The organism is Membranihabitans marinus, assembly GCF_021729155.1.
In the GTDB taxonomy this organism is placed as follows: Bacteria; Bacteroidota; Bacteroidia; order Chitinophagales; family Saprospiraceae; genus Membranihabitans; species Membranihabitans marinus.
On sequence record NZ_JAJQYA010000003.1, the window covers coordinates 84,737 to 107,547 of the forward strand.

Here is a 22,811-nt window from a genome sequence, read left to right on the forward strand (position 1 = left end):
TTTTGATTGAACGGCAGTCGTAAAAGGCAGAGGGAAATATATTGAATATTAGGAAATAACTAAATATCTTGTTTACTCAAGAAAAAATAAGAATATAAATGTTAAGATATGATGACCAGGTCAAGATGCTGGTGGCTGTGGACTGTGTAGTAATGGGGTTTGATGGGCAAGAGTTAAAGTTGTTGCTCATAAAAAGAGGATTTGAACCTGAAAGAAATAAGTGGAGTTTAATGGGAGGATTTGTGCGTTCAGATGAAAGTTTTAGTCGAGCAGCCAATCGCATTTTAGAAGAATTAACGGGATTGACGGGTATTTATTTGGAGCAACTTCACGCTTATGGGAATCCAGACCGAGACCCCGTGGATCGCACGATTTCTGTGGCTTATTTTGCCCTTATCGATATCACCCAATATGAAAAACAATTGAGTAATACCTATGATGCGGAGTGGGTTTCATTGAGCAAGGTGCCTTCATTAATATTTGATCACAATCGAATGTTGAGGCAGGCGAGAAAAGAGATAAAATACAAGGCGGCTAATCATCCTATTTTATTTGAATTGTTGCCCGAGAAGTTTACATTGCCTCAATTGCAGATGTTGTATGAGGCCATCTATGAGGTGGAGTTTGATCGAAGAAATTTTAGTAGAAAGGTTTTGTCCACTCGACTACTGGTAAAAACCGACGAAAAGGATAAGGAAAGTTCTAAGAAAGGTGCTTTTTATTATCGCTTAGATAAAGAGGAGTACGATAATAAGTTTAGGGCGTTTTTAAATATTATTCCCAATCCAGATAAAGTGATTTAATTATTTAAAATAGGTATTATAATGCAGGAGGGCAATTATGTGTTTGGAATAGATTATGGATCGGATTCGGTTCGAGGCATTCTGGTGGATATAGCAACAGGGACCGAAATTGCCCACCAAACATTTGAATACCCGAGGTGGAAGGCTGGGAAATATTGTGATGCAACATCTAATATGTTTCGTCAACATCCTCTAGATTATTTGGAGGGCTTGGATTATGTTATAAAGCATTGTTTGGCCGGCCACCCTGATCTAGCTCCATATGTTAGAGCAATATCCATTGACACAACAGGATCGACTCCATGTGCTGTTGATAGACAGGGAAGACCTCTGGCATTATCTGAAGAGTTTGCTGAAGATGTAGATGCTATGTTTATCCTTTGGAAAGACCATACGGCGATTAGGGAAGCAGAGGAAATAAATGCATTGTCTAAATCGTGGAAAACAGATTACACTGCTTATTCTGGAGGTATTTATTCTTCCGAATGGTTTTGGGCTAAAATTTTACATACGATTAGACGCAATCCCAAGGTGGCTGCAGTTGCCTATTCTTGGGTTGAACATTGTGATTGGATACCTTATATGTTGGTAGGTGGCGATGATGTTCACACTATGAAGCGAAGCAGAACGGCTGCCGGTCATAAGGCTATGTGGCACGCTTCTTTTGATGGATTACCGAGCAACGATTTTTTAAAGACCTTGGATCCATTGTTGGATGGAATGAGGCATAGGTTGTATACCGATACTTATACTTGCGACCAGTCGGTGGGACATTTGCATTTAGAATGGGCCCAAAAGTGGGGATTGTCTGAGGATGTTGTTGTCGGAGTAGGAGGATTTGATGCCCATATGGGAGCTGTAGGAGGGGAGATAGAGCCCTATTATTTGAGTAAGGTAATGGGGACGTCTACTTGTGATATTTTAATAGTTCCCGCTTCGGAATCCGTAGAGATAGTCAAAGGGATATGCGGTCAAGTTGATGGCTCTGTTTTGCCAAATTGTACAGGATTGGAGGCCGGACAATCAGGATTTGGCGATATATATGCTTGGTTTAGGGATGTAGTGGGCTATGGTTCACGCAAGGCGATAGAAATGATGGGTCTTTCTACCCAAGAGAAAGCGGCATTGGAGGAAAAGGTTATGAAAAACCTTATCGCAGAGTTGTCAGTAGATGCTATGAAAGTGCCTACAGGATGTTACGGTGTATTGGCCTTGGATTGGTTGAATGGCAGAAGAACGCCAGATGCCAATCAATCCCTAAAAGGATGTCTGTCGGGTTTGAATTTGGGAAGTACTTCTCCAGTTCTTTTTAGAGCTTTGGTGGAATCCACTTGTTATGGTGCCCGTGCCATTGTAGAGCGATTTGAATCAGAGGGTATTCCTATCAAGGGATTAATCGGTTTGGGTGGAGTGGCTAAAAAATCACCATTTATTATGCAGATCATGGCCGATGTAATGAATCGTCCGATTCGAATAGCTCGGTCAGAGCAAACGTGTGCATTGGGAGCGGCCATGTTTGCAGCAACTATCAGTGGCTACTACCCCGATGTGGAGACGGCGAGTAAGCATATGGGGGCTGGATTTGAAAGAGAATATATTCCTCATCCAGATCGAGTAAGTCAATACCAAGTTTATTATGAGAAATATCTTGATTTGGCGAAAGTTGTAGAACATAAACTCACTTAAGTATGAAATTCGATAGTATAAGGAATCAGGCCTATGAGGCCAATATGGCCTTGGAAGAAGCAGATTTAGTGGTTGCCACTTTTGGAAATGCCAGTGCGTTGGATTCCGATCATGGAGTATTTGCCATTAAACCCAGTGGAGTGCCCTATAGAGATTTGAGTCCAGAGTTGATGGTTATCGTAGATATTGAGGGCAAAAAGATCGATGGAGATATGAATCCTTCTTCTGATACCCTAACCCATGCGGTGTTGTATAAGGAATGGCCAGGTATAGGCGGTGTTGTTCATACCCATTCTACATATGCTACAGCTTGGGCTCAGGCGCAGATGGCCATACCCATCTACGGGACTACTCATGCCGATCACTTAACGGTAGACATTCCCTGTGCTCCAGTAATGACTGCGGAGATGATTAAAGGTCAGTACGAATATATGACGGGGTATCAGATTGTAGAATATATGGCGGCAATGAATTATTCCGCCAGGGAGGTTGAGATGATCTTGGTCGCAGGTCATGCCCCTTTTACATGGGGTAAGACGGTAAAGAAGGCGGTTTACAATAGTCTAATTTGTGAGGAGATTGCGAAAATGGCGGTATTGACTCAGCAGATCCGACCGAATGCACCGAGGCTGGATAACAATTTGATCGATAAGCATTATCAACGAAAACACGGTGCAGGAGCCTACTATGGTCAAGATATGGAAAAATAAAAACACTACATATGAAAGGTTTAGAATCATTGGATTGGGTGGTGATTGGAGGTTATTTTGTGGTATTGCTCGGTATCGCATATTGGGTAATTAAACAAAAGAATAGGAATACGGAAGATTATTTTTTAGCCGGTAGAAATATTGGCTGGTTTGTGGTTGGGGCATCCATATTTGCTTCCAACATAGGGTCGGAACACGTGGTCGGACTGGCCGGTGCGGGAGCAGGAGACAAGATCCCCATGCTGATATATGAATTGCACGCATGGTTGGTACTAATGTTGGGCTGGGTGTTTTTGCCTTTTTATGCTCGCAGTGGGGTGTTTACCATGCCTGAATTTTTAGAGATTAGATTTAATTCAAATGCTCGGTGGTTTTTATCCATTTTTTCCCTAGCTGCCTATATAATGACTAAAATATCGGTGACTATTTATGCCGGGGGAATTGTAGTATCCACTCTTTTGGGCATATCGTTTTGGGTAGGCGCGTTGACTACTGTTGTTCTCACTGGGGTATACACGGTATTGGGCGGGATGAAGGCCGTAGTGTATACAGAAACCTTGCAGACCATTATCCTTATATTCGGTGCCAGTGTGCTGACCTTTATGGGCTTGGATGCGGTAGGTGGTTGGTCGGCATTAAAAGCAGAAGTGACTCCGCAATATTTAAATATGTGGCGCCCACCCTCTGATCCCGATTTTCCATGGCCCAGTCTAGTATTGTCGAGTACTGTGGTGGGGATTTGGTATTGGTGTACCGATCAGTATATAGTGCAACGGGCCTTGACGGCTCGAAACATAACCCAAGGTAGGAGGGGGACGATTTTTGCGGGGTTATTAAAACTTTTACCCATATTTTTATTTTTAATTCCGGGAATTGTTGCATTGGCATTGAAGCAACAGGGGAAATTGGATTGGGATACTCCCGATCAAGCTTTTCCGAGTTTAATGATGAATCTTTTGCCGGTTGGTTTACGGGGTTTAGTGGCTGCTGGTTTGATGGCTGCCCTAATGAGTTCTTTGGCCTCGGTTTTCAACTCTTGTTCTACTATTTTTACGGTAGATATATATAAGAAAATTTATCCTCATACCGAAGAGAAAAAGCTATTAACCATTGGAAGAATTGCTACTATAGTGGTGGTGATATTGGGTATATTATGGATACCTATTATGCAAAATATTTCAGGGGTATTGTATGAATATCTACAATCGGTTCAGTCTTATATTGCTCCTCCTATTACTGCCGTATTTTTATTGGGTATTTTCTTTTCTAGAATTAACAGCAGTGGAGCAATGGCTACTTTGCTCAGTGGATTGTTGATAGCAGTAATACGATTGGTTTGTGAGTTAAATCTCAATGCTTTTAATCCTGATTCATGGGCTTATTGGTTTGGAGAGATGAATTTTTTGTCGTTTAGTACTTATTTCTTTCTAGTATGTGTAATCATTGCTATAGTAGTCAGTTTGGCTACAGCTCCACCTGATGTAAAGAAATTATCGGGGTTGACATTTGCCACCACTTCTGTAGAGGACAGATTGGCCAATAAGAAGAGTTATTCAAGATGGGATGTTTTGGCCTCAGTCTTGGTATTGGTAATTGTTATAGGCATTATGATAGTATTTAATGGACGAATATAAATATTGAAAATAGTGGAGGTTGTAATTTCTGAGATATGGTTTTTGGTTGGCAGTCAACATTTGTATGGGCCAGCCGTTTTGGAGGAAGTAGAGAGTAATGGCAGGACGATTTCTCAATTTTGGCAGCAGCATCTAAAGGTTGATTTGCGGTTTAAAGGAGTAGTTGCCAAGGGCGATGAAGTGTTGGATATAATGTATAAGGCCAATGCGGATAATCGATGTGCTGGAATAGTGGTGTGGATGCATACTTTTTCTCCAGCTCAGATGTGGATCAATGGATTGAGAATACTGGACAAACCGCTTTTACACCTTCATACACAATTTACCTCAGATATTCCTTGGAGTAAAATAGACATGGATTATATGAATGTCCATCAATCAGCCCATGGTGGAAGGGAGTTTGGTTTTTTGACCAGTAAGATGGATGTGAATCGAAAGGTATTGGTAGGTCATTGGAAGGATGAAAGTGTTTTAGAGGAGATTTCTTCATGGATGGATGTATGTAGGGCATGGCAATCGTGTAGAGGCATGAAGATCGCTCGTTTGGGAGATAATATGAGGGAGGTAGCTGTGACAGAGGGGAATAAAGTAAGTGCTCATATTCAATTTGGGTATTCGGTAGATGGATATGGAATGTCTTCTTTGGTAGAGGAAATGGAGTCAGTGACAGAGAGCGAGGTGATGGCATTGGTTGATGAGTATGAAGATAGTTATCATTTGGGGAGTAGTCTTTTGCAAGGGGGAATTCATCGACAACATTTGAAGGATGCTGCTAGAATAGAATTGGGGTTGCTTCGGTTTTTGGAAGGCGGCGGATTTTCTGGTTTTACCGATACTTTTGAGAATTTGACAGGATTACCTCAGCTGCCTGGTATAGCCGTTCAGCGATTGATGCAGCGCGGTTATGGATTTGGTGCAGAGGGTGATTGGAAGACAGCAGCTTTATTGAGAATGATTAAAGTATTGGGGCGAGATCGATCTGGGGGAAGTAGTTTTATGGAGGATTATACCTATGATGATATGTTGGGGGAAGGTCGAGTTTTGGCTGCTCATATGTTGGAAATTTGTCCTTCGATAACGAGTCAAACACCGAGTTGTGAGATCCATCCTTTATCTATAGGGGGTAAGGATGATCCTGTTCGTTTGGTATTTGATGCTGATCCAGGACCGGGAATCAATGTTTCTTTAATTGATTTGGGGCATAGATTTAGGATGGTAGTGAGTGAGGTCGAGGTAGAGAAAACTCCTGAACCTTTGCCCGTTTTGCCTGTGGCTCGAGCTTATTGGAGGGTGAAGCCCAGTTTTCATCAGGGCATAGAAGCTTGGTTACTGGCTGGTGGAGGCCACCACACTTGTTTTAGTCAGCAGGTAAGTACTGGAGAGATGGTTGATTTAGCTGGGATGATGGATATCGAATGTTTGGTGATAGATGAGGGTTTGGATTTGCATCGATTTAGGCAAGACATTCGGCTGAATGAAGTTTATTTTGGTCGATAGTTTGATGTAATACATACTACATTAATAATTGACGGTAATGTTTTGATTTATTGTAGAGACATGACTGAATGTAGTTGCTCAAAAGAGAACCCAAATGCTCTTAATGGGCATTTGATAAAGGAAGCCGAGCCACTGGCTCGGGCTTATTTACAATGTAATTCCTCAATAAATAGCCACTGAGCTGCGACGAGATTCAATAAACGTAAGCAACCAAGCAATTACGTCTTTATGCAGTAATTAATCGAGACGAACCTTCTGTAAAATGAACAGCTTAATTTAGGGGTGTTATTTTTTGTAAATACTCCAATGGCTCTTTGAGTTTCATTCGGTCATACTCTGTCATCTAGGACAACTTCATTCTGTTAATCAAAATTCTTTGATTTGGATGTTGTCATGTGGTCAGTGGAAGAGGGGGTTGATATAAGTCATACCTAAGCATTCATTCATGGGATCAAGAAAATGAACAGCCAATAAATAAGGATGAGGAAAAAGTAGAGTCTTTTCTAAATTTTTTTCATACTATCATCGCCTATTTACTGCTATTGAGGAATTTAGGTTTGGGATTGTTGTGTGCTATTATCAATTAGTATTGATTTAACTTTGAAATTTAACAAGGCATAATATTAAAATCAACCGCCAGATAGGATTTATCCGGCAGTCAATATCATACTTTTAGTCACTTTACAACAGTCGCCTCTAGTTCTACCGTTAAAGTAGCAAATAGTCCTTGTACTTCTAGTAAAGATGTTGCTTGCTTAATATCATGTTTTTGAAGAAAAGAAAGGTAAATGTCCATACAGTTGGTGAAAAATTCTTGTGACGATGTTGTGTAAACATTTAATCTTACAATGTTTGAACATTCATAACCAGATTCACTAATGAGTTGTTCTAAGTTGGCAATAGTCTGAATGAGTTGACTACGCATATCGGCATTACTCGGAATTCCATTTGCATCGATGGCCACTTGCCCTGAGCAATACAGTGTCCCTTTTACTTGTGTTACTTCTACTGCTTGAGCAGAATTTGTATTTTTCCCCCAGGCCCACGGATCAATTGTTCTTTTTATCATTTTATTTTTGTTTGATTTACTTACAAATGTAAATGGCCTCGAGACAGCCCTATGTCAGGGGTAATGTAAATTAATGATAATGATCAAAATAATCTTGCAGGGTCATCTTATGTGGGGAGAAAGTTTCGTCCATCAATTTAAGATCAATTATCCTATCCAAGCGAAAATATCTAAAATCATGACGCAATCTACAATAGGCTATCATGAGCCAATGATCGGTACTTACAATGGCAAAAGGCTCTATTGTCCGATTAGATGATACATTGCCTTCGTTTACGTACTCGATCTGGACTAATTTGAAATGTGTCAATGCGTATTGGAGTGTTGAAAGATTGTTGCTGGATCTTTCCCTTACTATATTGTGATGATATCGTGTCCGATCTAACAATAAATTGGCTTTGTTTTTAGCATCGTACTTCAAAACTGATTTTATCTTATCTATAGCTTCTGTATAATCCTTGACAAGTGAAGAATCTTTATTATTTAATACCAATTGTTCTGTCATGATGAGGGCATTGGCCTCATGATCTGTAAACATAATAGGAGGTAGATTGAAATGAGCCATTAAAGAATATCCTTTCCCCTCTTCTGTTACAATGGGGACCCCCGCTTTTTCCAATGCACGGATATCTCTATAAATAGTTCTGACACTCACTTCGAATTTTGCTGCGAGTTCTGATGCCGTCAATAACTTTTTTGATTGCAGCAAGGTTAGAATTGCAGTTAATCTTGATATCCTTTTTATACTTTGTTCATCCATTATTACAATTTAAATCTATCTATTCTAAAGTAATACGAAATACAATAATAACTGCTGGTTATATTACGATTTATTTAGAAATGCAATGAATTGCATCTTGAATATTGTAGATTGAGACGTAATGCTTTGCATTTTCGTCCTTCATTTTTTTATCTCTTAATTGTTATCAAGAATTTCCTGAATCAACTTTTCAACTTTTACAATCATTTGCTCTTCACGATCGATTTTTTCCTTAAAAATATTAAGCTCTTCTTTGGTTGAATAATGATCATTTGAGCTCGTTAAAAGCTTAAGATAATTTATGTCTATCGTCTTTTCTGAAACCACGTGATCTCTAGTTCGTATAAGGCTATTTAGCCTTAAAATAGCTTTGTCAGGCAGTGAAAATGGTTTTAATCTATTAGTAAAAACAGCACAATACTGTGCTATTCTAATAGCTTCAATTGGATGAGATTTACCTCTTGAAATACCTTGAGAAGGTTTGATCTCCAGTGGATTGATTAAAGAAAAATCTGGGTATTTGTCAGCTAAGGTGGCAATCAGTAAATAACCATAAGGGCCAGGATGTTCCATACCTATCCAAACATCATTGTTAAAGTCTTTCTTTATCCATTGTAATAATTTAGAAATTCCTGTTTTGTTATTAGCAAACTCGATGTCAGAATGAATGATATGTTGTAATTTGTCTACAACTGCACAATCTAAATTGTCCTTAGAAATGTCTATCCCAAGAAAGAAAGTTTTCATAACTTTAGGTTTACGATTAACAATGTCTGAAAGAACCAAAAATGGGCTCGTACTAACACTATTAATAAGCCTTAAAGCTTAATATTCTAATTGGTCCGGGATCCCAGGAGAAGAAATGGTCAATTACTCGGTATAAATCTTTAATTTAATGAAGTGTCAGTTCACCATTTCTTCTCTGGTTCTTCAGATAATATCAATTAAATTTACCTAAAAAATATTAAATACTATTTTAATAGCGCAGTGCTTGATATTGAGCTTGTTTGTCGTGATGGGGCATGACGAAGTTTTACAAAAATCGGTAGTCAATTGTACTTACAATAAATTTAAATTGCGGCAAGATTCACTTAGGACGAGTCAATGTAATCAATTGGGTTGCACTTCCCTATCCCACCCAATGCGCAGAGGCCGGCCCACCCACCCGAAATGGGAAGGCCAACCCATCCACGACACGGTGGTCGTGGTTCCTTCATCATTGACCGATTTACGGTCAATGGCTCTCCGAGCCTCATTCAGTCATCCTCACAATAGATCCATTAAGGATCAATGATGCTGCGCATTTTGTTCGGTCATCTTCGTCAAATGTCCATTAAGGACATTTGGTTTCCTTTGGGGAAACTACACTCAGTCATATTCTATCATGCTCGTTCACCTCCGTGTCGTGGGTGGGTGAGGTTATCAATTATAAACGTAATTCGTATAATTACATCGTAAGTCGACAGGTGTATACCAATCCACCTCGGGTGATTTGATCGCCCTCTGCTATGTAGCGAAACTGCATTAAAATTGACTATCATTCCTTACATTTTACTATCATTCTAATATTGCCTGGATTCTTGGGTTAGTCGGACGAGAGAGGTCAGGTTTTAGCTGTGCGGATTACATTATTTTAAAATCTATGCTATTTTTTTTGGATTGAAGATCAATAAACTTTTTAGTCCTACCGACCGGATTATAAGGTTTTGATCGTGGTCTAAAGTGGGGGAATTTTACATTATTATCATGGTGCTGAATGAATTCATACAAGTCAATTGGATTCGGAATTTCATATTGTTTTAAAGGATGTTTTTAGGTAGGTGGAGAATTTAGTTTGGAAGTCTATTGATATTAGTTTATTTAAGGAGGTGGTTTTGTAAGGTGTTGTAATAGAGATGGTTATTGGGAACTCGGGGAGGGCTAATTTAATTAGTTATTTAAAGAATAAGCGATTATTCAATAACAGTAAGCAAAATACATAGCGCTATGGAAGAGAAATTTAAAAGTGTGTCCATTTATGACTTGTATGAGCGTTTTCCTAGCAGAGAAAGTTGTTTAGCATATTTGGCCAAAAAAAAGTGGGAATCAGGATTTGCCTGTAAACATTGTGGACATAAAAATTATTGCAGCGGCGGAAAGCCGCATATTAGGCAGTGTACTAGATGTCGTTACAAAGAATCTGCAACGGCCAATACCTTATTTCACAAAGTAAAGTTCGATCTGGTGAAAGCTTTTGCCATTGTCTACTTTATCGCAACCAATAAAAAAGGAATTTCCTCCTGTGAATTAAGCCGAACCTTACAGTTGCGACAAAAAACTTGTTGGTTATTCCGTCTTAAGGTATTGTCGGCCATGGAGAGTCATGGGAATGTCGGTCTAAGTGGAAAAGTAGAAATTTCAGATTTTGAAATCGGCATGAAAAAGGCAGTGAAAAACGGTCAAGAAGTCCGCTATAAAAAGAGAGTAGTCCTAGCTGTAGAGAAAAAAGGCAAGGGAGTTTCTCATGTCTATGCTGGCTCGGTAGATGGTCGTGGATCCAAACAATTCCAAGGATTTGTTGGTCGGGCAGTAAATCGTGATGCGCTAATAAGTTGTTATAAATGGCGAGGCTATGACCATATTTGCAACCATTATCAGGTGGTGGCTAGAATAAAGAAAACTAAGAAAACTATTATGCCCCTGTCGAATAGGATCGAAAATAGTATAATATCTTGGTTGAGGGGAATCCATCATCACGCTGAATTACTGCAGTATTATTTGGATGAATTTTGTTATCGATTCAATCGCAATCAGATGAAGGAGGAGATCTTTGACCATTTATTGTTGCGCATGGTTCACCATCGTCCTAGGACTTACTTAGACATTATCCGCTAAATAACTAATTATATGGCCCCTCCCCCAAACTCCAACTTTATTTACCCCACCATATAGGCTTTTAGCTGATGTCGATATCCTTCTGTACGGTTTTATTGTTGAATCGCTATCCCCTTTCTTGGATATGAATCAACAAAGTGCCACACCTATGAAATCCCATCCATTGGGATAATCAAAGTATTCTCGTTAATTTTGTGTGACTTTTACTAAACTATTATGGTGAATTAATGTAATTACTACAATCCATTTGGTTTTAAAAATTGACGAAATTATGAATTTAGTGCAACAATTGAAGTGGCGATATTCAGCAAAAAGAATGAACGGAAGTAAAATTCCCAAAGCAAAGCTGGACCATATTTTGGAAGCTATTCGGTTGGCCCCAAGTTCAATGGGTTTGCAACCCTTTCAAATAATGGTGGTTGGTGACCAAGCTATTAGAGAACAAATATTTGCAGAATCATGTAAACAACCCCAAATCCGAGAATGCTCCCACCTCTTGATATTCAATGGCTGGAATACCTTGACGGAAAACCAAGTGGACGAATACATGGAAAATATTGCCAATGAACGCCAACACGACTTGTCCGAATTGATGGATTTTAAAACCAGTATCCTCGGCGCCTTAGGCCATAAGTCTAAATCGGAAATTCAATCTTGGTCTGCTATGCAGATTTATATTGCCCTAGGCACTGCTATCGATGCTGCAGCGATGAGTGAAGTGGATGCCACCCCTATGGAGGGCTTCGATAAAAAAGCCATGGATAAATTGTTCGATTTGGAAGCCAAAGGACTACACTCCGTTGTATTGTTGGCTTTGGGCTATCGCAACGAAGACGAAGATTTCTTGGCCAAAGTAGCGAAGGTGAGAAGGAAACCAGAAGATATATTTGAATTTATTTAATCCATAGACTGTCGGTAAATCGATTTCCTTTATCTATAAAATTATAGACCTCTGAAAACCCTCCAATCTTTGACAATTGTTGGATTTCATCATAATTGAACTTCTTAGAAATCTCGGTGTGGATGTATTCAAATTGATTAAAATGTATGATGTCTCCGGTTTTAGTAAACTTCACATCTTGATCTATAAGACTGATTAAATAACTTCTTACCTCACCGGTGTCGGGATTGTAAAAAGAATAAAAATCGAAAGTGGATAAATTGAAATTACCTCCTAAATCCCTGTTTAGCCGTGTCAGTAAATTGAAATTAAATCTTTTAGTGATGCCTTGACTATCATTGTAGGCGGCGGCAATCACATTGGGATTCTTTCGAAGATCCATACCCACCAACATAGCATCTCCCAAACGGAGATCTCGACCAAAACTCTGAACCAGATTTTCTATGGTTGGCTTATTGAAATTGCCAATATTGCTTCCCAGATTTAATACCAATACCGCTTCATTTTGAGGAATGAACTGGGCAAGGGCATTGTGATAATTGCCAATAATGGGCGAAACTTTAAGATCGGGTAAAGTAGAGGACAATGTATCTTGGATTTGTACAGTTGCTTCCGATGAAATGTCTACAGGGATATATCTGTTAAACAGAGGGTCTTGTTCAAGAACTTTTAATAATTCTATGGTCTTACTCCCGTCACCTGCACCTAATTCTACAACTGAATAATGGTTGTCGAAGGGTAAATGTCGATGAATATTTTCACTTTGTGAGGATAGAATTTCATGCTCAGCATCAAAGAGATAATATTCGGGCATCGACATGATTTCTTGAAAAATTTTACTTCCTATCTCATCGTATAAATACTTGGATGAAATACATTTATCTCGTCGTTTTAGACCCTCTAATATTTCTTCATCCATTACTTGAGATAAGTTGCCAATCGAATTCCGCTGTATTGCCATTGCATCTGGGGTTTAAAAAAATTTCTATATGTTTTTCTACTGTGATTATCCGATGTAGCTACAGACTGTCCTTTTAATACCAATTGATTGGACATGAATTTGCCATTGTATTCTCCGACTGCTCCAGGGGCCTTTTCAAAAAAAGGATAGGGAAGATAGGCGCTATTCGTCCATTCCCATCGCTGCCCCCAATTCAATTCATCTGCCGCTGCTTCCCACTCAAATTCCGTAGGCAATCGCAGGTTTTTCCACTCGGCATAGGCCGAGGCTTCGTACTGACTAATATGACAAAGTTGAGCCTTTTGATCGATGGGCAATAATCCTTTTAAGGTGTATTGTAGCCATTCTTCACCTTTTTTATGCCAATACATGGGCTGACTAATCTTTTCGGTTTGCAGCCAAGTCCAACCATCATCAAGCCAAAGATCGGGATTTTTATATCCTCCCGCTTCGATGAACTCAATATATTCTCCATTCGTAACCAATGCTTTTGATATAGAAAATGGATGAAGATAAACCTGGTGTTTGCCCAATTCATTATCGTAACAAAATTCCTCTCCTTTATGCCCAATGTCGACCACACCGCCTGGATGTTCTAGCCAACCCGTTTCACTATTATATGTAGTCGCCAAGGAAGTAGTTTTGTCGTAAGCAGGAAATATACTTTGATGCCCCAACATGTATTTGATGTCAGTCCATAACAACTCTTGGTGTTGTTGTTCGTGGTGACATCCTAGAACGATAAGATCTCTGACCTCGTCACTGAGATGGTCATTGTCCATAAGCTTCCTCATATGTCGATTGACATAATCTCTGTATTCGTAAATCTGCTCTACAGGTGGTCTGGTCATAAAACCCCGTCGTACTCGCAACAGCCGCTCACCCATGGTCTGGTAATAAGAATTAAAAAGGAAGGCAAAATCCGGATGAAATTCTCGGTAATTATCAAGGTATTTATTCAATATAAAAGCTTCAAAAAACCAAGTAGTGTGACCCAAATGCCACTTCGCAGGACTGGTGAACTCCACTACTTGTACTACATAGTCCTCCGATGAAAGTGGACTACAGATAGCTTCTGTTCGAGCTCTTATGCGATCGTAAAAAGTGTTGGTTGTCATATTTTCAAGATAAAGGATTGAGGAATTAATTTGTTTAAAAATACCCCACAATTATGAAAAATATCTACCAAGTTTTTAAGCCATCAAAAATTTCAACCTTGGACCAAAGATGTTCACTTTCTTCAACAAAAGTTTTGTGAACGGGCTCAGATTGATATTTGTCATGGGCTTCTTTGTCTTCGAAACTGACGATTAAACAGTAAGTCCATGTATTGTTTACCACTTCTCTTGGAGTATGGGCTGGTGTTCCGAGATAACGTGTCATTACGTAGTCTGAGGATTGAATAAACTTGGTGATGGATTTTTCAAAAGCAGCTCGATCTGCTTCGCTTTCTGGATTGTTTAAATAAAAATAAACGGAATGTGTAAAATTACCTTGCATATTGTCATTGGGTTCTATACATGATTGAAATAAAAATGCTAAGATAAAAGTATAAAATATTGATTGGATAAGGTTTTTCATTAGATGATTTTTTATTAGCTATATAATCTATACAATTCATTAAAGATATTGAATCGATTTTGTTTTTTCATCTTTAGAACTATAGTCTGTAGAGATCTTCGGGTCAAATTTAACCTTTTGTCAACATATAATAGATGGCGGCATAGTGACAGGCCGTTCCCATGATAACAAATAAATGCCAGATATTATGGTAGTAGAGTTTGTCGTCTTTCTTAAAAAAATATACACCAACAGAATAGGATACGCCCCCAATGGCAATTAAAGACAAAACAAGAGCCGAAGTGTTTTTCCACATTGGAACAGCTATAAATACAATCATCCAACCCAGAAAAACATAGATAATGGTACTGATATTATGGTATTTATTGGTAAACCATAGCTTTAGAATGGCTGCTAAAAAAATCAAACTCCATTGGACGATTAAAAATATCATGGAATGTCTTGGAGGGAGATAGTAAAGAACAATAGGGGTGTAAGTGCCTCCTATGAGAAAGAATATCCCAATATGGTCCAATATTCGCCATAAGTGTTTAGTCGTCGGAGGATGGATTATGTGGTAAATAGAGGAGGAGAAATAGGATAAAAATATTCCCAATAAAAATACAGCTACACTATAATTTATATTTTCGGTCGTATTTAAATAAAGTATTGATGGTGAAATCCATAGAAATATTATTAATGCTAAAAAATGTGTTGCAAAATTTATATATTCTTCTCTTTTAGTTTGAGGTCTGGACTTCATGCTTAAAATTACAATTAATTAATATTTATTATATACCTGTTGAGAACAATATTAGTTTTCATTTTTTACAGTTTGTATTGGTTGTTTTACAAATTGAACGTGGTAAATGAACTGCGTTGAAATAATATTTTATAGATTCGGTTTTCGTATCGGTTCAAACAGATTTTATGTAATGTACAATTGCTTTTTTTTATATATTGTTGCGATAGAGGTCAGGAATTTTAATTGTACATTCCTGTAATTATAGCCTTTTATTTATACAGATATGCAACCTATTCGTGTGTTGAAATTAAAACTATCATAAGCGATTCTAAATAAATTAAAAAAATGAAAAATTTAAGTTTTTTAAATGGCGATCAGATGCCAATTATTGGTTTGGGAACATGGAAATCAGAGCCAGGTCAGGTTTATACTGCAGTGACTCAAGCCATAGAAATGGGCTATCGTCATATCGATTGTGCTGCCATTTACGGCAATGAAAAAGAAATAGGCCAAGCTATTCACGACGTAATAGAGAAGGGAATAGTGAAAAGAAGTGATTTATGGATTACTTCAAAGTTGTGGAATAGTGCTCATAAATATGCTGCGGTTGAAGAGGCCTTGCGTAAAACTTTGACCGATCTACAACTCGACTACCTAGATTTATATTTAATTCACTGGCCAGTGGTCCTAAAGGATGATGTGGTCTATCCCAGCAAAGGCAGCGATTTCGTCCCTTTATCAGAACTTCCACTGGAAGAAACATGGCGAGCAGTAATTGAAATGAAAGATTTAGGTATTATTAGACATGCCGGGGTGTCTAATTGTAACAGTGCCAAAATAGAACAATTGATTGCCATTACAGGAAGAGTTCCCGAACTGAACCAAGTGGAAATGCATCCCTACTTGCAACAACCAGAACTGGTAGAATATTGCCAATCCAAGAACATTCATTTGACGGCATATTCACCTTTGGGCAGTAATGATCGCCCGTCGAGATATAAGGATTTGGGACCGGTCCTATTAGAAGACAAAGTCGTGGTACAGATGGCGGCAGACAAAGGAGTGAGTCCTGCTCAAATATTGATTGCTTTTGCCATTCATCGAAATATATCTGTAATCCCTAAATCGGTTAATCCAAAGAGATTGGCAGAAAACTTAGCGGCCAAAGAAGTAAGTCTTTCTGACGCTGAAATGGAACAATTATATCAATTGGACAAAGCGACGAGATATATTGATGGAAGTATTTGGATGATGGAGGGTTCTTCTTATACCAAAGAAAATCTTTGGGAAGGTTTATAACTGCGTTTAACTACAATAATTCAATCACAAAGGATAAACGTGGTTGGCTAAAAAAATAATTTACTAGAGGGGATAATGCGTTAATCGCGATTAGGAGTTGTATGAAAAAAAGAACATCGAATAGTTATTGGGGATTGATACTCATATTAGGATCTATGTCAGCCATAGGTCCCTTGAGTATCGACCTCTATTTGCCTGCTTTTAATGATATAGCACGGGATTTAAACACCGATTTACCTCATGTAGCCTATACGCTTTCTAGTTATTTTTTAGGTATTGGAATTGGTCAGCTAATCTTTGGACCCATAACAGATCGCTTCGGTAGAAAGTGGCCCACCGTCATTGGGTTGTTTGTATTCGGGATAACTGCTGCTTTTATTTATCTAACACCTACTATAGAAGCTTTTATTGGAGCGAGGATTATTATGGCATTGGGAGGATGCATAGGAATGATTACGAGTAAGGCTATGGTTCGAGACTTGTTTCCCCCGGACAAATCAGCACAGGTATTTTCTGTACTGATGTTGGTCATGGGTATTGCTCCTGTGGTTGGGCCTACATTGGGAGGAGTCATGGTAGCTCAGTATGGTTGGCGATCTATATTTGTTTTTTTGACCTTATATGCTACCTTGGTTTTTTTAGCAGTTTTGTTATTGTTAAAAGAAACCCGCGGTCCTGACAAGAACGTATCCTTGGGCTTATTGTCTATTTTGCGCGAATACAAAGCAGTGCTTAGCAATGCCTGGTTTATAAAATTTAGTATTTCCGGTTCTCTTGCTTATGCCGGTATGTTTGCCTATATCAGCGGCGCTAGTTTTATATATCTCGATGTCTTCGGACTAAGTCAACAACAGTTTGGATGGACCTTTGGATTAAATGCCGGAGGCTATATTTTGGGTGCTCAGTTAAACGGTATTTTTTTGCGAAAATGGTCTAGTGTCAAGGTCTGTCAACGCACAATGATGATTCAATTTGTGATAGCCATTGTTATGGTAGTCATCTGCTGGCGTACAGGTTGGTTGTTTTGGGGAGCGAGTATTGGTATTTGGTTTTACTTGTTTTGCCTGGGATTTATCACGCCCAATACTACGGCTCAAGCCCTTGTCCCTTTTCAATCCAAAGCGGGAATGGCATCGGCGATGATCGGCAGTATGCAAATGGTGTCAGGAGCCTTGATTTCCTTACTCGTCAGCTCTCTTATCGGAACAACAATTCTGCCCATACTCTGTGTTATGTTGGGTGCATCTTGCATTGGAATGCTGGTTTTGAATGGAGAAAAAATTTTAGCGCTAAGTAGAAGTTGAAAATTATGATGGGATTATTTTTAATCCCTCTATTATAATTTCATCTTAATTAAGCGGTTATATCTGGATTTTTTCAAGTTGACTTTCTTAGATAAAAAGAATGTTTGCGCAAACATTGGTATTAATTTTTCTATATTTAGGCTTAATTATTTTTTCATTCAGTGATATCGATGGATTGATCGGTATCTATAAGCCTATTCCTTTTTTAATTTTAAGGAGTATGGAGTAAATATTCATGTGGTTTATTCCGTTGAATACCAAGATGAAAAATTATTTAGCTAAAAGACAAAGGTCTATTATGTATGAGTATGGGGAATAATCCCCTTTTTTACAACAGCACACATTATTTTTAATTATGAAAAAAGATAGTAGAAGAAATTTTTTAAGAACATCGACTATGGCTGCCGCCGCCTTCTATATCGTGCCTCGTCATGTATTGGGAGGACAGGATTTTGTGGCACCATCAGATCAATTGACCAAAGCCGTTGTTGGTGTTGGTGAGATGGGGAAAGGACATCTAAATTATGAAGGTAGAACCATTGCCATCTGTGATGTCGATAAAAGTCATTTAGCTGCAGCCTTAAGTAAGGCAGGTAAAGGAGTGACTACCTATAGCGATTATCGAGAATTGTTGTTAAATAAAGATATCGACGTAGTCCACATAGCTACCCCTCCACATTGGCATGGCCTAATGGCTGTTGATGCTGCCAAAGCGGGTAAAGATATATGGTGTGAAAAACCGATGACGCGAACCATTGGCGAAGGACAGGCCGTTATAGATGCCGTCAAAAGACATGGGAGTATGTTTCGACTTAATACTTGGTTTCGCTTTAGAGCTGGATTTTATGGCATGGGTGTGCCCGTAGAACCAATTAAAAAATTAGTTGAAAACAGAGTTTTTGGATGGCCTCTTAAGGTGACCATTAGTGGAGTAACAGGGTTTAATTGGAAATTTTACTGGAGCGGAAAAACCAATCTTGAGTCTCAACCGATTCCCGAAGAATTGGATTATGATATGTGGCTAGGGCCAGCACCTTATAAACCGTACAATAAAGAAAGAGTACATTTGAATTTTAGAGGATATTGGGATTATGATGGCGGAGGTCTCGGAGATATGGGACAACACTATATGGATCCAGTTCAATACTTATTGGAAAAGGACGACACCAGTCCTATCAGTGTGGAAATCGATGCTCCACAACAACATCCAGAAGCCGTTGGGTCATGGCGTCGAATCACTTATACCTATGAGGATGGATGTCAAATTATTTTAGATGGAGAAAATAAAGACAAGGATGCCGTATTTATAGAAGGGCCAGATGGAACTTTGACCAAAGGTATGAAATCTTCTATCCCCAATATCTTTGGTGTGATTGATGAATTGCCAGATCCAATACCACAAATGGTTTCATTTAGTGAGTCGGTAAAAACCAGACAAAAATTTGCTCTCAATGAATTAAATGGTCATCGTAGCTGTACGCTGATCAATATGGGTAAGATCGCACTTCGATTGGGGCGCAATCTTAAATTTAATCCCCAAACTCAGACATTTATCGATGATGAGGGGGCCAATAATTTAATCCATCAACCAATGCGCGGTCATTGGTCAATTTAATTCATCTAAAACACAATTTTCATATGAAAAAATTAAATATACTATTACTTGCCTTTTTATTGGGTTTTGGGGGGCTGGTTCATGGGCAGGACCAACGGAGTTTTGAAACCAAGGTTGCCGATGTATTAAATGTCTTACCGGCCAATGATATTACTTCACTTTCCAAATCCACACAAGATCTTGTCAACTTAGGACCTGATGTAGTGGGAGAGTTAATAGAGCTGTACAAGACGGTGGATGCCGATCAGCGGCCTAAATTAGAGTATGCATTTTCAGCTCTTGGGAAATATTTGTCCAAATCTTCTGCCGAAATTAGGTCGCAATTTGCAAGCCCTTTTATTGAGGAAATATTAAAGAATGAGGACGAGGATTTAAGTAGAACTTTATTGGAAGAGTTATCTCTTTTTATCGGTAAAGATCAAGTCGGTCAATTGGCAGAATTACTCGGTGATCAAAAATTGCAAATGCCGGTCTTGGATATTTTTGAAAAATTTCCAAGTATCGAAAATGGGAGTTTGATTGCAGATAATATGTCGAAGTACGGCAATAGGAGTAAATTTAAAGCCTATAAGTTACTCGCCAATCCAGCATATGGTCAAACTCAACTGGTATTGAATTCTCGTTATGCCAGCTCATATAACAATTTGGGAAAATTGGTCATGGTCGGAATGGCCGAAACTGGTGATGAGGAATATTATAGTTATTTCGAAGATCAGGCGAAGTCTCTATCTGATGAATTTACCGCTGATGCGATTTTAAAATACAGCGAGAAATTAGCTATGGTTGGTCAAGAAAAACAAGCTGTTCTTCTGTTGGAAGAAATGTACAACAGTGAAGAGAACAACGATAGAAATAAGGCCCTCGCCCTAAAAGGCTTGATCCAATTAGCCCCTACCAACTTAACGGCTATTCTAAAATCAGCATTGGCAACTACCTCCCAAGAAATTGGAGTGGCGGCAGCTCATGGTTTGGACTTGGTAGATGAAGCTACACTGTCTGCCGTGGCACCGACCTTGATGTCTGCACCCAGTATGGCCAAGGCCAATGGCATAAGGATTTTGTCTAGAAGAAATTATAGTGGTACGGCTAATTTAGCAGCTTCATTATTGAAGGATAGTGACGCTCAAGTAAGAGGAGAAGCAGTTATAGCTTATGCTATAGCTAAAGGGAAATCCGGACAAAAGGAAATATTAGATTTTATTCAATCCAATGAAGATCCACATGCGGTTAAGTCTGGAGTGACGGCATTGAAAATGGTGACTGATCAAACCAATATAGATGCAGTGGCTAGTCAATTGAATAGTTTGAATAGTGAACAGCAGACCTTGGTGATTCCAGTGATTGGAATGAGGGGAGATCAGCGATATTTCGATCAAATTTTATCCATTGCCAAATCCCAGACTGGAGAATTGCAAGGAAGTGCATTGAAAGCCTTAGGAGACTTGGGTGAAGATACAGAGGTGACTCCATTTTTGGATTTGATCGGTCAATTAGAGGAAGAAAACCTAGTGATTGCTCAATCATCTTTGGATAAAATTTTGAAAAATAGTTCTTCAAAAAGATGGCAGGGAAATTTGTTGACGGCTTTGAGTCAGACAGATAATATTAAATATATTCCCTTTTTGACTTATCTAGAAACTCCTGAAGCTTTGTCGATGTCGAAGAAAATATTAGCTGGCTCAGATCACAAGAGCAAGAAAGTACTCTTGGAAAAATTAAATCAATGGCCCCAGGCGGAGTTGATCGAACCTATTGCTGATATTATTGATGGATTTCAGTTTAGAGAAACCGCCTTTAAAACCTTGATGAATACGATTAATGGTAGCGATATAGCTGACGAAAGAAAGCTCTTACTATTACAGAAGTATTACGAAACCATAGCCATTATTGATGCTGAAAAAGCAGCTATTATCAACGCTATAGGTCAATATAAATCGTTTTACACCTTGTTGATTCTTGAGAAATATTTTGAAGATCCTTCCGCTGTTGTCCAGAATGCAGTAGCTAAAAGTGTGATGAAAGTAGTGATGCCAGATGCTCAAAACGAAGGGGGGATGATGGATTCTTTGGCGATTAAATTATTGGAAAAAGCAAAATCAGTAATATCTGGAGATGAATCTTCTTATTCTGCAGAAAATATTGCTGTTTACTTAGCTTCATTGTCCAAGGAAGAAGTACCTGAATATGAGTCTATGTTCAACGGAAAAGATTTGACGGGTTGGCAAGGATTTATCGCCAATCCCAAGGCCTTGAAATCATTGTCCGGGGCAGAATTGGAAAGAAAAACCAAAGAGGCCAATGATTTGATGAATAAACATTGGTGGGTAGAAGATGGAACCATTAGATTTAAAGGGAAAGGACAGAATCTGGTTTCAGTAAAGAATTATGGAAATTTTGAAATGATTGTCGATTGGAAAATTGGATATAAGGGGGATAGCGGTATCTATCTAAGAGGTACACCACAAGTTCAGATTTGGGATATATCTCGAGTAGATGTAGGTGCTCAAGTCGGTTCTGGAGGTTTGTACAATAACAAAGTTCACAAAAGTACTCCATCTAAAGTGGCTGATATGCCAGTAGGAGAATGGAATCACATGAAGATTCGAATGACGGGAGAAATCGTGTCGGTGTGGTTGAATGGCGAATTGGTGGTCGATCAAGTGGTGATGGAAAACTACTGGGATAGAGATATGGCCATTTTCCCAACTGGCCCTATTGAGTTGCAAGCACATGGCACTGATATTGGTTTTAGAAATATTTATGTGAAAGAGATTCCATCTGGTGATGATTTATTGACGGATGAAGAAAAAGCCAGTGGATTTAAACCATTGTTCAACGGATACAATCTCGATGGTTGGGTAGGCAATAAAGAACAGTACAAAGCTGTCGATGGAATGTTGACTGTCGATCCTAAGGCAAGTGGAAACAGTGGTAATTTGTACACAGAAAAAGAATTCCGCGATTTCCACATGAAATTTGATTTCTTATTAACTCCTGGAGCCAATAACGGTCTAGGTGTTCATGCCCCTTTGACAGGAGATGCTGCATACCAAGGCAAAGAATTGCAGATATTGGATAATACTGCCGGTATTTATGCCAATTTACAACCTTATCAATATCACGGTTCTTTATATGGAATTGCTCCCGCAAAGCGAGGTTTCTTAAAACCAGTAGGGGAGTGGAATAGTGAAGAAGTCATCATTAAGGGAGATCAATACAAGGTGATATTGAATGGAGAAACCATCCTGGATGTAAATATTAAAAAGGCCACTAAAAAGGGTACTTTAGACGGCAAAAAACATCCCGGGTTAAAGAGGAAAAAAGGACATATTGGATTTTTGGGCCACGGTTCTGAAGTGAAATTTAAAAACTTGAGAATTAAAGAGCTATAAT

19 protein-coding genes are annotated in these 22,811 nt (G+C 38.8%); 12 read left to right on the forward strand and 7 right to left on the reverse strand.

What is annotated here, in order from left to right:
• Positions 1–98: 98 nt before the first annotated feature.
• Genes LVD51_RS02780 through araA form a run of 5 tightly spaced genes read left to right on the forward strand, consistent with a single transcriptional unit; the run spans position 99 to position 6,330 of the window.
• Positions 99–803 carry an NUDIX hydrolase gene (locus LVD51_RS02780; protein WP_236969662.1) on the forward strand — a complete coding sequence of 235 codons (705 nt, stop codon included), beginning with the start codon at positions 99–101 and terminating at the stop codon, positions 801–803.
• A gap of 21 nt (positions 804–824) precedes the next feature.
• Positions 825–2,489: a ribulokinase gene (locus LVD51_RS02785; RefSeq protein WP_236969663.1), complete on the forward strand. Its 1,665-nt coding sequence runs from the start codon at positions 825–827 to the stop codon at positions 2,487–2,489.
• 2 nt (positions 2,490–2,491) lie between these two features.
• Positions 2,492–3,199, forward strand: coding sequence for an L-ribulose-5-phosphate 4-epimerase AraD (gene araD, locus LVD51_RS02790; RefSeq protein WP_236969664.1), 708 nt, complete (start codon positions 2,492–2,494; stop codon positions 3,197–3,199).
• 11 nt (positions 3,200–3,210) lie between these two features.
• Positions 3,211–4,833, forward strand: a complete 1,623-nt coding sequence (locus LVD51_RS02795) for a sodium:solute symporter (RefSeq protein WP_236969665.1) — start codon at positions 3,211–3,213, stop codon at positions 4,831–4,833.
• A 9-nt stretch (positions 4,834–4,842) separates the two neighbouring features.
• Positions 4,843–6,330 (forward strand): L-arabinose isomerase, encoded by a 1,488-nt coding sequence (gene araA / locus LVD51_RS02800; RefSeq protein ID WP_394803144.1) that lies wholly within the window; start codon positions 4,843–4,845, stop codon positions 6,328–6,330.
• Positions 6,331–7,006: 676 nt separating this feature from the next.
• On the opposite strand, the gene LVD51_RS02805 is transcribed toward araA, so the two are convergent.
• The 3 genes from LVD51_RS02805 to LVD51_RS02815 form a co-directional block, all read right to left on the reverse strand.
• On the reverse strand, positions 7,007–7,399 hold the full coding sequence (locus LVD51_RS02805) for a RidA family protein (protein WP_236969667.1): 393 nt from the start codon (positions 7,397–7,399) through the stop codon (positions 7,007–7,009).
• Between the two features lie 70 nt (positions 7,400–7,469).
• Entirely contained in the window at positions 7,470–8,159 is a 690-nt protein-coding gene (locus LVD51_RS02810; RefSeq protein ID WP_236969668.1) for a helix-turn-helix transcriptional regulator, read from the reverse strand.
• 156 nt (positions 8,160–8,315) lie between these two features.
• Positions 8,316–8,906: an IS110 family transposase gene (locus LVD51_RS02815; protein ID WP_236969669.1), complete on the reverse strand. Its 591-nt coding sequence runs from the start codon at positions 8,904–8,906 to the stop codon at positions 8,316–8,318.
• Positions 8,907–9,150: 244 nt separating this feature from the next.
• Here LVD51_RS02815 and LVD51_RS02820 point away from each other — a divergent pair, with 244 nt between their 5' ends.
• The 3 genes from LVD51_RS02820 to LVD51_RS02830 all read left to right on the forward strand — a co-directional run bounded on the left by LVD51_RS02820 (position 9,151) and on the right by LVD51_RS02830 (position 11,934).
• Positions 9,151–9,453, forward strand: coding sequence for a hypothetical protein (locus tag LVD51_RS02820; RefSeq protein WP_236969670.1), 303 nt, complete (start codon positions 9,151–9,153; stop codon positions 9,451–9,453).
• Between the two features lie 692 nt (positions 9,454–10,145).
• Positions 10,146–11,033: an IS1595 family transposase gene (locus LVD51_RS02825; RefSeq protein ID WP_236969671.1), complete on the forward strand. Its 888-nt coding sequence runs from the start codon at positions 10,146–10,148 to the stop codon at positions 11,031–11,033.
• Positions 11,034–11,304: 271 nt separating this feature from the next.
• Positions 11,305–11,934 (forward strand): NAD(P)H-dependent oxidoreductase, encoded by a 630-nt coding sequence (locus tag LVD51_RS02830; RefSeq protein ID WP_236969672.1) that lies wholly within the window; start codon positions 11,305–11,307, stop codon positions 11,932–11,934.
• Here the strand turns inward: LVD51_RS02830 and LVD51_RS02835 are convergent.
• The 4 genes from LVD51_RS02835 to trhA form a co-directional block, all read right to left on the reverse strand.
• Positions 11,927–12,895 (reverse strand): L-histidine N(alpha)-methyltransferase, encoded by a 969-nt coding sequence (locus LVD51_RS02835; RefSeq protein ID WP_236969673.1) that lies wholly within the window; start codon positions 12,893–12,895, stop codon positions 11,927–11,929. The genes LVD51_RS02830 and LVD51_RS02835 overlap by 8 nt on opposite strands.
• Positions 12,853–14,013, reverse strand: a complete 1,161-nt coding sequence (gene egtB / locus LVD51_RS02840) for an ergothioneine biosynthesis protein EgtB (RefSeq protein ID WP_236969674.1) — start codon at positions 14,011–14,013, stop codon at positions 12,853–12,855. The genes LVD51_RS02835 and egtB overlap by 43 nt, the downstream gene beginning before the upstream one ends.
• Before the next feature lie 64 nt (positions 14,014–14,077).
• A complete protein-coding gene (locus tag LVD51_RS02845; protein WP_236969675.1) occupies positions 14,078–14,476 on the reverse strand; it encodes a Dabb family protein in 399 nt (132 codons plus the stop codon).
• Positions 14,477–14,585: 109 nt separating this feature from the next.
• Positions 14,586–15,218 (reverse strand): PAQR family membrane homeostasis protein TrhA, encoded by a 633-nt coding sequence (trhA, locus tag LVD51_RS02850; protein WP_236969676.1) that lies wholly within the window; start codon positions 15,216–15,218, stop codon positions 14,586–14,588.
• A gap of 327 nt (positions 15,219–15,545) precedes the next feature.
• Here trhA and LVD51_RS02855 point away from each other — a divergent pair, with 327 nt between their 5' ends.
• From LVD51_RS02855 to LVD51_RS02870, 4 genes are all read left to right on the forward strand, one after another.
• Positions 15,546–16,499, forward strand: coding sequence for an aldo/keto reductase (locus LVD51_RS02855; RefSeq protein ID WP_236969677.1), 954 nt, complete (start codon positions 15,546–15,548; stop codon positions 16,497–16,499).
• A gap of 101 nt (positions 16,500–16,600) precedes the next feature.
• A complete protein-coding gene (locus LVD51_RS02860) occupies positions 16,601–17,803 on the forward strand; it encodes a multidrug effflux MFS transporter (RefSeq protein ID WP_236969678.1) in 1,203 nt (400 codons plus the stop codon).
• 355 nt (positions 17,804–18,158) lie between these two features.
• The gene (locus LVD51_RS02865; protein ID WP_236969679.1) at positions 18,159–19,418 is read left to right on the forward strand and encodes a Gfo/Idh/MocA family oxidoreductase; all 1,260 of its coding nucleotides are present in this window, start codon (positions 18,159–18,161) and stop codon (positions 19,416–19,418) included.
• A gap of 23 nt (positions 19,419–19,441) precedes the next feature.
• Positions 19,442–22,810 (forward strand): DUF1080 domain-containing protein, encoded by a 3,369-nt coding sequence (locus tag LVD51_RS02870; RefSeq protein ID WP_236969680.1) that lies wholly within the window; start codon positions 19,442–19,444, stop codon positions 22,808–22,810.
• Position 22,811 lies beyond the last annotated feature (1 nt).